Origin of the sequence: Amycolatopsis rhizosphaerae (assembly GCF_007713715.1) — a bacterium.
GTDB classification, from domain to species: domain Bacteria; phylum Actinomycetota; class Actinomycetes; order Mycobacteriales; family Pseudonocardiaceae; genus Amycolatopsis_E; species Amycolatopsis_E rhizosphaerae.
Genome location: NZ_VJWX01000236.1, coordinates 1 through 10,825 on the forward strand (window position 1 = coordinate 1; position 10,825 = coordinate 10,825).

The 10,825-nt window shown below is 70.0% G+C and carries 12 protein-coding genes; 7 read left to right on the forward strand and 5 right to left on the reverse strand.

Going from position 1 to position 10,825, the window contains the following annotated elements; genetic code table 11:
• Positions 1-443: 443 nt before the first annotated feature.
• Positions 444-1,970, forward strand: a complete 1,527-nt coding sequence (locus FNH05_RS21865; protein ID WP_144590580.1) for a hypothetical protein — start codon at positions 444-446, stop codon at positions 1,968-1,970.
• 55 nt (positions 1,971-2,025) lie between these two features.
• Here the strand turns inward: FNH05_RS21865 and FNH05_RS21870 are convergent, their stop codons facing one another.
• Positions 2,026-2,820, reverse strand: a complete 795-nt coding sequence (locus tag FNH05_RS21870) for an MBL fold metallo-hydrolase (RefSeq protein WP_144590581.1) — start codon at positions 2,818-2,820, stop codon at positions 2,026-2,028.
• A 393-nt stretch (positions 2,821-3,213) separates the two neighbouring features.
• On the opposite strand from FNH05_RS21870, the gene FNH05_RS21875 reads away from it, so the two are divergent.
• The 4 genes from FNH05_RS21875 to FNH05_RS21890 are packed head-to-tail and all read left to right on the forward strand — an operon-like array spanning position 3,214 to position 7,473.
• The gene (locus FNH05_RS21875) at positions 3,214-4,317 is read left to right on the forward strand and encodes an ABC transporter ATP-binding protein (protein WP_144590582.1); all 1,104 of its coding nucleotides are present in this window, start codon (positions 3,214-3,216) and stop codon (positions 4,315-4,317) included.
• Positions 4,318-4,337: 20 nt separating this feature from the next.
• Positions 4,338-5,705 (forward strand): ABC transporter substrate-binding protein, encoded by a 1,368-nt coding sequence (locus FNH05_RS21880; RefSeq protein WP_144590583.1) that lies wholly within the window; start codon positions 4,338-4,340, stop codon positions 5,703-5,705.
• A 9-nt stretch (positions 5,706-5,714) separates the two neighbouring features.
• A complete protein-coding gene (locus tag FNH05_RS21885) occupies positions 5,715-6,653 on the forward strand; it encodes a carbohydrate ABC transporter permease (RefSeq protein WP_144590584.1) in 939 nt (312 codons plus the stop codon).
• 10 nt (positions 6,654-6,663) lie between these two features.
• The gene (locus FNH05_RS21890) at positions 6,664-7,473 is read left to right on the forward strand and encodes a carbohydrate ABC transporter permease (RefSeq protein WP_144590585.1); all 810 of its coding nucleotides are present in this window, start codon (positions 6,664-6,666) and stop codon (positions 7,471-7,473) included.
• Between the two features lie 4 nt (positions 7,474-7,477).
• On the opposite strand, the gene FNH05_RS21895 is transcribed toward FNH05_RS21890, so the two are convergent.
• Both FNH05_RS21895 and FNH05_RS21900 read right to left on the reverse strand, forming a co-directional pair.
• Positions 7,478-8,416: a LysR family transcriptional regulator gene (locus FNH05_RS21895; RefSeq protein ID WP_144590586.1), complete on the reverse strand. Its 939-nt coding sequence runs from the start codon at positions 8,414-8,416 to the stop codon at positions 7,478-7,480.
• Positions 8,417-8,590: 174 nt separating this feature from the next.
• Positions 8,591-8,926 carry an EthD domain-containing protein gene (locus FNH05_RS21900; protein ID WP_144590587.1) on the reverse strand — a complete coding sequence of 112 codons (336 nt, stop codon included), beginning with the start codon at positions 8,924-8,926 and terminating at the stop codon, positions 8,591-8,593.
• A gap of 172 nt (positions 8,927-9,098) precedes the next feature.
• Here FNH05_RS21900 and FNH05_RS21905 point away from each other — a divergent pair, with 172 nt between their 5' ends.
• A complete protein-coding gene (locus tag FNH05_RS21905) occupies positions 9,099-9,440 on the forward strand; it encodes a MerR family transcriptional regulator (protein WP_342781592.1) in 342 nt (113 codons plus the stop codon).
• Between the two features lie 61 nt (positions 9,441-9,501).
• On the opposite strand, the gene FNH05_RS21910 is transcribed toward FNH05_RS21905, so the two are convergent.
• A complete protein-coding gene (locus tag FNH05_RS21910) occupies positions 9,502-10,107 on the reverse strand; it encodes a class I SAM-dependent methyltransferase (RefSeq protein ID WP_144590589.1) in 606 nt (201 codons plus the stop codon).
• Positions 10,108-10,182: 75 nt separating this feature from the next.
• The gene (locus tag FNH05_RS21915) at positions 10,183-10,398 is read right to left on the reverse strand and encodes a hypothetical protein (RefSeq protein ID WP_144590590.1); all 216 of its coding nucleotides are present in this window, start codon (positions 10,396-10,398) and stop codon (positions 10,183-10,185) included.
• 206 nt (positions 10,399-10,604) lie between these two features.
• Here FNH05_RS21915 and FNH05_RS21920 point away from each other — a divergent pair.
• A partial coding sequence (locus FNH05_RS21920) for a hypothetical protein (RefSeq protein WP_144590591.1) occupies positions 10,605-10,825 on the forward strand: 221 nt, incomplete at its 3' end.

Sequence of the window (10,825 nt, forward strand, 5' to 3'; positions counted from 1 at the left end):
CGCGCTCACCAGAAAACCTGCCGTCAAGGGTGATCTGCCGCCCGCTTTCGAACGCGACCCTGAGCGTGTCGGCATCGCCGATGACGGCGAGGGCGTTCTTCTGGCCGACGGCCAGGGCAAGGGTGTTCGGCGGGGTTGCCATCAGGTCCTCCTGATCCCCATTGCGCGGAAAAGTCCACAAATTGGTTGTCCCCAGAGGGGCCATCTTATCGTTTGTGTTCTTGTCGAGCCCCTGAAACGCCACCGATTCCGGAGCAGTCAAAACCCCACTGCCCGAAAATTCCGCATAACCGGTACGGGGGGCCTGTGCCGCGAGAGAAGCCCACCCGGCGCCAGACCGACATTGTCGTTGACCTGATGCGTTTCGATACCGGTGACGATGGCCTTGATCGGCTCCGCTTTGTCCCGTGCTCACCACCCCGGGCTCTGGGTAGGGTGTTCGCGTGAACCATGTCCTGTGCGGGATCGCCGCCAATCCGGCCCTGCCGCCAGAGCTGGTCGACCGGCTGATCGGGATCGCGGATGAGGAGATGGCCACAGCACTCGCGGGTCGCGAGGATCTGAGCGTGACGCAGGCCGTCACGCTCGCCACCCGGCGCCCGGAGACCGTGGTGCGGCTTGTCGTCGCAGGGCTGCTCACCACAGACGTCGTTGATCCCGCGACACAGCCGCGCGCTGCGCTTGCCCTGCTCGACAAGGGAACTGGTAACCCTGCCTGGGCACTCCGGCTCGCGGCGGATCCCGTCGTCGAGCACAGGCAGAGGCTCGCCGGCTGCCCTGGCCTTGCCGCTGATGTCGTGGACGTGCTCGCTGCCGACCCCGACCCTCGGGTGGTCGCGGAACTCGCGTTGTGGACGACGTCGGCAGTAGTTGCCGCCCGGCTGGCCGAGCATCCGCATGCCGAGGTGCGCAGCGCGGCGGCACTCAACGAGGCAACGCCCCCGGCCGTGCTGGCAGCACTGCTCACGGGCGAAGGACTCCCCGCTGCGACAAGGTGCCTGGTCTGCGACCGCCACGAGATCCCGTTCGTCCACGATCCGCACTGCCCGCGCACCGACTGTGATCTGCGGCCGGGTGCCGCCTGCCACGGTTCCCACGAATCCACCGTCACGGAAATGCACCACCGAGCCCTGCGAAATCCGGCTTCGCCCGCAGCGGCCGTAATCGCCTTCGCCGACCATCCCTCGATGTTGTTGCGCCAACAACTCGCCGCCCGGCCCGACCTGCCGCCGGAAATCCACCGGCGACTCGCCGAGGATCCGGTCCCCGGCGTCCGCGGCGAACTCGCCGAGAACCCCGGGATCGACGATGCCCTGATCCACGCGCTGGCCCACGACCAAGGCCATGACGTCCAGCGCAGACTCGCCCACAATCCGAACGTCCCGCTCGACGTACTCGACGACCTGGCCCGCACCACCAGGATCGGCCCGACCCTGCTTCCGCGGATCGCCGCCGCCTCCCCCGTCGAAGTCCAGGAACTGGCCACCTCACCAAATCCGGTGATACGGATGCTCCTGGCCCAACGGCGCGACCTTCCGGCGAGCGTCAGGGAAGCGCTTGCCGCCGACCCCGACGCGAAGGTGGCCAAGTCCATCGCGCCGCACCCGGGCCTGCCCGAAGCCCACCTGCGCACCATGATCGACCGGCACGGAGTAAAGGTCCTCACCGCCGTGGCCAGGAACCCGGATGCCTCGCCAGCCTTACTGCAGGATCTGGTCCGACATGAGCCAGCGGCACGAAAAGCGTTCCGCGCGATCGCCCAGCATTCCAACGCGACCGCCTCGGCACTGCTCGCCTGCCTGTCCGACCAACGCGCAAGACCACACGCTGCGGGCCACCCCGCCCTGCCGCCCTCAGCTATCGCTGAACTGATCACCGACGACGACTGGCAAACAGTGGAAGCAGCAGCCGCCAATCCCTTCCTCCCGCTCGCAGCCATAACACCACTGATCCCGGGAACCGTTCCGTGATCGGTGATTCCGGCCCGACCGGACAGCCTCGAACAGGCCCTCGACCCGGGGCCGATCAGCACCTCGACGTCTCCCCCGCCTCGGCCAGCCGGATCCGGCCCCCGAACTCCGATTCGGCGTCGGTGCGCAGGCCGTGCAGCCAGTCCGGCTCGGTGGAAGCGAAGTGGGTCAGCACGAGTTCCCCGACGCCCGCCTCGGCCGCCACCCGCCCGGCCTCGGCCGCGGACAGGTGCCCGTGCCCGGTCGTGTCGGCGGCCCGCAGCGTCGCCTCGCACAGGAACGAGTCGGCGCCCGCGGCGAAGTCGACCAGCGCGCCGGTCATCCCGGTGTCGCCGGTGTAGGCCAGGGTCCGCTCGCCGTCGGTCAGCCGGATCCCGCAGTTGGGCGCGGAGTGTGCCAGTTCGTGCAACTCGACCGCGCAGCCGCCGAGTTCGAACAGCTCGCCCGGCTCGTACTCGCGCACGTCGAAGGCCACCTCGAAGGCCCGGTTCAGCACCGGCATCGAGGCGATCGGGAACAACTGCGACCACCGCGCGAACAGCTCCTTCGCCCCGACCGGGACCAGCAACGGCACCGGCTCGCACGCACCACCGAAATCGGGGGCCCCCGGGAAGCGCAGCAGCGGCTTGAGCAGCGCCTTGCCCAACGGCAACAGGTCGTAGCAGTGGTCGATGTGCAGATGGGTGATCACCACGCCGTCCAGGGGGCCGTCCACGGCGGAGAGGGCGGTGGCGATCCCGGGGCCGCAGTCGAGCAGCAGGCGGGTCCGCCCGGTGTCCACGAGGTATCCGGAGCTGGGCGATCCGCCGGCGGGCATGCCCGACCGGCAGCCGAGAACGGTGAGCTGCATGGTTCTTCCGATCTGCCGAGAGTGTGGTAGGCCCGGCGCGCTCCGGAGGCCGATGCCCGCGCGGGCTCCGGCCCAGCCTGGCCTGGACCGGACCACCCGCGCAGGCATGTGCGGGCGACATCGAACGACCGATCGGCCGTGCCTATCGCCGCCTCGCGCCGGCACCCGGGAAAGCCTTCCGTGCGCATTCCTTTCGCCGGATGGGAAGAACCGGTCGATTCGCCGTGCCAATCGATCCCGCACTCGTGCCAATAGTCCCTGCACAAGCGCCTGAACTGGGCTTTCACCCGCCGCAACCGTGTCCACCCGTTCACCCGCGCTACACCCGCGGCTGCTGTGATGCGCCCGGAACGACCAGTTCTCCAGTTTCCAGTCCCCGGGGAGGAAAAGCCGGTGAGCCGGATCCAGATCCAAGCGGCGACCAAACGGTTCGGTGCGGTCACCGCGGTCGACGAGGTCACGCTGGACGTCGGCGACGGCGAGTTCCTCGTCCTGCTCGGCCCCAGCGGCTGCGGCAAGTCCACGCTGCTGCGCGCGATCGCCGGGCTGGCCCCGCTGTCGGCTGGCCGCATCCTCCTCGGCGACCGCGACATCACGCACACCCCGCCGCGCGACCGTGACCTCGCGATGGTGTTCCAGAGCTACGCGCTCTACCCGCACCTCACGGTCGAACGCAACATCGGCTTCCCACTGCGGGCGCGCCGCCGCCCCCGCGCCGAGATCCGGAGGCGCGTGACCGAGGTGGCGCGGGCGCTCGACCTCGACGGGCTGCTGGACCGCCGCCCCAGGGAACTCTCCGGCGGGCAGCGGCAGCGCGTCGCGCTGGGCCGGGCGCTGGTCCGCGATCCCGGCGCGTTCCTGATGGACGAGCCACTGTCCAATCTGGACGCCAAACTGCGCACCGCGACCCGGTCCGAGCTGACCGGGTTGCACCGGCGACTCGGGTCGACCTTCGTCTACGTCACCCACGACCAGGTGGAGGCGATGACCATGGCCACCCGCATCGCGCTGCTGAACCAGGGCAGGCTCGAGCAGGTCGGCACCCCCGCCGAGGTCTACGACGAGCCGGCGTCGGTGTTCGTGGCGGGCTTCCTCGGCGCCCCGCCGATGAACCTGCTGCCCGCCACCGTCGCCGGCCGCGACGGCGCGCTGCACGTCGTCGGTGCGGACTTCGGTCTGCCGCTGGGCATCACCGCCGACCTGCCCTCGACCGAGGTGGTGCTGGGCATCCGGCCCGAACACCTCACCCGAGGACCGGGCCTGCGCGCCGTGGTGCGGCTCGTGGAGAACCTCGGCAGCGAGGAGGTCGCGCACTGCACCGTCGGCGAGGCGCGCGCCTGCGTGCGCGGGCCCCGTCCGCTCGGGCTGGCGGCCGGGGACACCGTCGAGCTGACCGCGGCCCCCGAACGCCTGCACCTGTTCGACCGCGAGTCCGGGCGGCGGCTGCGGTGGGAACCCGTGCCCGCCCTCGACGGACTCTCCGCTCTTCCCCAGTGAAACAACAAGGAGCACGCCCCATGCGGAAAACCCCGATCGCCCTCGCGCTGGCCGTGGTGCTGGGCACCTCGGCCTGTGGCCTGGGCAGTACCGCGTCCCAGGAAGCCACGACGGTCGCGCAGGCGCCACCGCTCAGCCCGGACCAGCAGGTGTCGATCGTGTTCGAGAGCTACAACTTCGGCCAGGCGGGCGCCTGGACGGACACGTTCAACGAGCTCATCGGCAAGTTCCGGCAAACCCACCCGAACATCCACGTCACCGCGCAGAAGCCACAGGGCAACAGCCCCAACCCGGCCACCGACACGGTGCCGAGCATCCAGGCGCAACTGGCCGCGGGCAGCCCGCCGGACGTGGCGCAACTGGGCTTCTCCGACCTGGACTTCACCATCCACGGCCTGGGCGCCAAGCCACTGGACGACCTCGTCGGCAAGCAGGCGGTGCAGGCCAACTTCGACGGCGCGAAGTACCCCTACGCCCCGGCCGCCCGGACGCTCGCCGACTGGGACGGCAAGACCTACGGCGTGCCGTTCGTGTTCTCCACCCCGGTGCTGTACTACAACGCCACCCTGTTCCGGCAGGCCGGTCTCGACCCGGCGAACCCGCCGAAGACGTGGGACGAGGTGCAGCAGGCCGCGCAGGCGATCAAGCAGCGCACCGGCAGGGACGGCGCCTACCTCGACTGCCTGACCAAGACCGCGAAGGACTGGTGCTTCCAGGCGCTGGTGCGCAGCAACGGCGGCCGGGTCCTCTCGCCGGACCGCAGGTCGCTGGACTTCGCCGACGCCCCGGCGGTCGAGGTCGTGAAGATGGCGCAGAACATGGTGAACACCGGCAGCACCCCGAAGCTCACGCAGCAGCAGGGTTACGAGGCCTTCGCCCGGGGTGACCTCGGCATGATCCTGGAGACCAGCGCCATCCAGGCGACCTTCCTCAAGGGCGCCAAGGACAAGTGGGACCTGCGCGCCACGACGATGCCGGACTTCGGCGGCAAGCAGCCCGTGGCGACCAACTCCGGTGCGTCGCTGTTCGTCTTCTCGCAGGAGCCGGCCAAGCAGCGCGCGGCGTGGGAGTTGATCCGCTTCCTCACCAGCGAGGACGCCTACGTGACGATCGCGTCGAAAATCGGTTACCTGCCGCTGCGCACGGGACTGCTCGACGACCCGGACGGCCTGCGGGCGTGGGCGGCGAAGAACCCGCTGATCAAGCCGAACGTGGCGCAGCTCGCGCACCTGGAACCGTGGGTGTCCTTCCCGGGCAACTCCTACCTGCAGATCCGCGACGGCATGATGGACGCGGTCGAGAAGGCCGTCTACCAGGGCGCCGACCCGCAGACCGCGCTCGCCTCGGCGCGGGCCGCGGCCACCCCGCTGCTGCCGGCCGGCCGGTAGCTCGCCGCGATGTTCGTCGAAGTCGCCCTCCCGCCACCGGCCGCCGTGCCGGTGGCGGAGCGGCCCGCACGGGTACGGCGGATGCTGCGCGCGGCCCCGCCGTACCTCTACCTCGCGCCGGCCCTGGCCCTGCTGGTGATCTGGACCTACCGGCCGCTCGCCCAGACCGCGCAGCTGTCGTTCTTTTCGTGGAACCTGCTGCCCACCCGGCCGATGGTGCCGGTCGGACTGGCCAACTACGAGCGGCTGATCGACCTGCCCGACCTGGGCCGGTCGGTGCTGCGCACCCTGCTGGTGATCGCCGGGCTGCTGCCGTTCACCGTCGTGGTCCCGGTGGTGGCCGCGCTGCTGACGCGGCGCATCCGCGGCCGGGCCCGTGCGGTCTACCAGGCGCTGGTGTTCGCCCCGATGCTGGTCGCACCGGTGGCGAGCGCGGCCGTGTGGCAGTGGCTGCTCGATCCCGGCGCCGGCGCGGTGAACCGGGTACTGGGCACCGGGTTGAACTGGCTGCACGACACCTCCTCGGCGCAACTGGTGATCATCGCGATCACCGGATGGCACCTGCTCGGGTTCGCGGTGCTGGTGGTGACCGCGGGCCTGTCCGGGATCAACTCCGACTACTCCGACGCCGCGCAGCTGGACGGCGCGACGCGCGGGCAGGTGACGCGGTGGATCACGCTGCCGCTGCTGTCGCCGACGCTGGTGTTCCTGACGCTGATGACCGTGCTGTTGTCCGCGCAGTGGACGTTCCCGCTGATCGACACCCTCACCCAGGGCGGTCCGGCCGGCGCCACCACCAACGTCTACTACCTGCTGTGGGACTACAGCTTCCACAACTACGACGCGGGCCTGGGCGCGGCGGCGGGGATCCTGCTGTTCGCCGGGTTCGGCCTGATCGCGGCCGGGCTCGTGTGGCTGTCCGAACGCCTCACCTTCCACGACGACTGAGGAGTGCACTGTGGACTCCCGCTGGCGCACCATCCGGGGGCACGCCGTTCTGGCGGTCCTCGGGGTGCTGTGCGTGTTCCCGATCTATTGGCTGTACGCGACCTCGCTGCGGCAGCCGGGCGACGTGCTGTCGTCGTCACCGCTGCCGTGGCCGTTGTCTCTGCGGAACTACGCGGAAGCGGCGAGCAAGGTCGACGTCGTGCGGCTGCTGGTGAACACCACCGTGGTCGCGTCGCTGACGGCACTGGGGCAGCTGCTGACCGGACTGCTCGCGGCGTACGCGTTCGCCGCATGGCGGTTCCGGTTCCAGCGGCTGCTGCACCTGGCGTTCGTCGGGACGTGGCTGGTGCCGTTCCAGGTGACCATGCTGCCGAACTACGTGCTGCTGTTCCAGCTCGGGCTGCTGAACACGCTCGCCGGGGTGGTGGTGCCCAACCTGTGCTCGGCGCTGGGTGTGCTGATGCTGCGGCAGCACCTGGACGGCTTCCCGAAGGAACTGCTCGAGGCGGCGCGCATGGACGGCCGGTCGTCGTGGACGACACTGTGGACGGTGGTGGTGCCGAACCTGCGGCCCGCGCTGGCCGCGCTGGCGATCCTGCTGTTCGTGAACGCCTGGAACGAGTACTTCTGGCCGGCGATGGTGCTGCAGCGCAGCAATGCCGTGGTGCAGCTGGGGGTGCGCAGCTTCATGGGCACCGAGGGCACCGACTGGGGCCCGCTGATGGCGTTGGCGGGGCTCGCGTGCCTGCCGGTGTTCGCGCTCTACCTCGTGCTGCGGCGGCACATCGTGAACGCCTTCGTGCGGTCGGGCCTGAAGTGAGCTCCTATCGCGCCGCGCGCGATCCCGTGTGCGGGGCCGGGACCCGGAACGGCCCGGCCGCCTCCAGGCAGTCGAGGAAGACCTCCTGCAGCGGGTTGACCCCGGAGTCGCGCCACACCGCGTACAGGTCGATCGTGGGCACCGGGTCGTGGAGCCGCACCGGCACCGGGCGCACGCCGCCGACCGCGGAGCCGGCGAGCATGCCCCGGGACGCGGAGGCGAACCCGACGAGCGGTTTCACCGAAACCAGGATCGCGGTGGCGCCGGGATCGTCGAGGACGTGCGCGACGGTGAGCCGGATTCCGGTGCGCTCGGCGGCGGCGAGGATCGCGTCGTACATCGCCGGGCACTGCTCGCGGTCGAACAGGATGCACGGCTGACGCGCCAGTTCGGCGAACGGCACGCCCGGCAGGCCCGCCCACTGGTGCCCCGGCCCGACCACCGCGACCATCGGCAGCCGCAACAGCCTCCGGTACCGGAACTCGGAGGTGACCGGGCGGCCGTAGACGAGCGCGATGTCCAGGGTGCCCTCGGTGAGCGCGGCCAGTTGCGGGCCGGTCCGCTTCTCCTCCAGCTTGACGGTGGCATCGGGGTACTCGCTGTGCATCCTGGCGAGAGTGGCGGGCAGGATGTGCTGGCCCGCCGGGAAGTTGTAGCCGACGGTGATCGTGCCGGTGCGCCCGGCCGCGGCCTCCCGTGCCGACTGTGCGGCCTTGCCCATCCGGTTGACGATCGCCCGGGCCTCGACCTCGAACGCGCGGCCCGCCGAGGTCAGCCGCACCTGGTGGGAGGTCCGTGCGACCAGTTCGACGCCGAGCGTGCGCTCGAGGCGTTGCAGTTGCTGGCTCAGCGACGGCTGGGTCAGGTGCAGCCGCGCCGCCGCGCGCCCGAAGTGCAACTCGTCCGCGATCGCCAGGAACGACACCAGATGCCTGAACTCCATGACAGATCCTCCGCCCGTGTGGGTCGTTCAGCCTGCTCCGTGCCGGAGAACAGCCGGTGAACCCCCGCTGCAACCTCCGGAACAACGACATGGCGAGGCGGTTGTCGCCGAACAGCCGCGAGCCCGCCCGCACGCGGGCGTGGGGCCTGGGCCGTCACGAATCGCGCCGAGTGGTCAGATCACGACCTTCTCGGTGGTGACCATCGTCGCGATGGAATTCGGATCGATGAACTTCGCCTCGTCCGGGTTCACCAGATTCTTGTAGTTCTCCGACGCGAAGAAGGCGTCGTGCCCCGCCCAGTCCTCGAACCAGATCTCGGTGAGACCGTCATAGGCCGGACCGGGATAGCCAGGAGCCGGAACCGGGTGCGAAACGGCGTACTTCTTCACATAGCGGCCTGCTTCGGGAATGGAGGTGAACAGCGGAGCATGGTGGTCGCGGTGGTACTCGACGAATTGCTCGAACGTCATTCCCTCGGCACGGTTGACCAGGTAGGCGAACTTGATCACGTTGTCTCCTACTCCTGTGGTTTCGGTTGCGGTCACGCGGATCCGGCTGTCCGCGGCCGGATCGGTATGCGAGCTACGCTAAGCCCTCACATCCATGTGAGGGACAAGCGGCCGTGACCGGGAACACAGGAGGGCTGGAATGCGGATCGGGGAGCTGTCCAGGAGGACGGGCGTGAGCCGGCGGCTCCTGCGCTACTACGAGGATCAGGGGTTGCTGGTGAGCGCGCGGGCCGCCAGCGGTCAGCGACACTACAACGATGACCACGTCCGGCGGGTTGAGCTCATCCGGGCCTTCCTGGCCGCGGGTCTGTCCACTCGCACCATTGCCGAGATGGTGCCGTGCATGGCCGAACCCAGCACGAGCAAGGCGCGCCGCGCCCTCGTGACGATGGAACGCGAGCGCAACCGGCTCTCGTCCGCGATCGACAGCCTCGCCGTCGCCCGGGCCGCACTCGACGACCTCATCGACGTCAACCGGAACTATCTCGACGAGCACAGCCCGGTGGCGCACTGAGGCCGGGTTGCCAAGTCCTGATCACCTGTCCAGCCGGACTCCTCGCGCCGCGCCACACCTCTCACGCAGCGCGAAGCAAGGCAACGAGGAAGGCCGACTCGTCCGTGTAGGGACGTAGGTCCCAAGTGGACAGCAGCAGGTCGGGTTCGAGCGCGGCGGCGGCCACGTGCTCGAAGAACTCGCCGAACTCGTAGCCCCGGCCCGCACCGAAACCGATCACGGCCCGGCCGCCCGGGGCAAGGTGCGCGCGAAACCGTTTCAGCACTTCTCCACGGGTGCTCGGAGCGAGGAACGTCATCACGTTCCCGGCGCAGACGATCGCGTCGAACGGCACGGTGACGCCCCGCGCGGGCAGGTCGAGTTCCGCCAGATCGCCCACCATCCACAGCGGTCCGGGATGATCCTGCCCGGCGGCCTCGATCAGGACCGGGTCGACGTCCACACCGACGACTTCGTGACCGGCCTCGGCCAACGCACCACCCACCCGGCCGGGTCCGCAGCCGGCGTCAAGGATGCGGGCGTGGCGCGGCACCATGGCGTCCACGAGGCGGGCTTCCCCGGCGAGGTCCTCACCGGCGCGGGCCATGGCGCGGAAGCGCTCGATGTACCAGCTGGAGTGACCGGGGTCCGCGGTGACCTTCCGCATCCAGATGCTCTGCTCGACCATGCCCACATTCTCTCAAACCGGAGCAGGTGACCGGCGCCCGTCGCCCCGGAAGGGCGGACCCACGGTCAGGCCGAGTCAGGCGCTACCGCGCGATCGGACCAGTGCCGCCTCGATCCGCAGGCCGACACCGGTCACCGCCAGCACGACGGCGAGCAGTCGCGGCCATTCGGGCGTTCCGGTGCCCGCGATCTCCAGCAGCACGACCGCGAATGCGGCGATCAGCGCGACGGTCCCGGTTGATCTGATCACCGTGGCGTCCCGGCCGCCCCGGTCCGCCGAGCGGTCCGCCATGAACGCCTCCCCGCCTCGAGTATTCAGGTCCGTTGCCCGATCCTACCGCCGTCCCCGGCGTCGGATATCAACCTGATCACGGCCGTAACGACCTCACCACCCGGCGCGACCACTGTTGTGCGACACGACCCGAAGCTTGGCGCCGACTCGGTTCCCTTGACAGGGCTCGCCGACGTAGTTCTCTTCACCAGGAGCATCCCACAACCATGGCCGCAGCCCTGTTCCTCCTCCTCACCGTGCCCGCCACGGTCATCGCGGTGTTCGTTCCCTCCGTGCGCCGCTGGTTCCGCGGCCGTCAGCGGCCCCTGCGCGCGGGCGGCCTCTTCGCCCTCGCGTGGCTGGTGGTCTTCGTCGCGCTCGCCGTCGCCAGCCCGCCGCAGCAGAGCAGCACCAGCACCAACACGGCCGCCCAGCACAGCGCCACCAC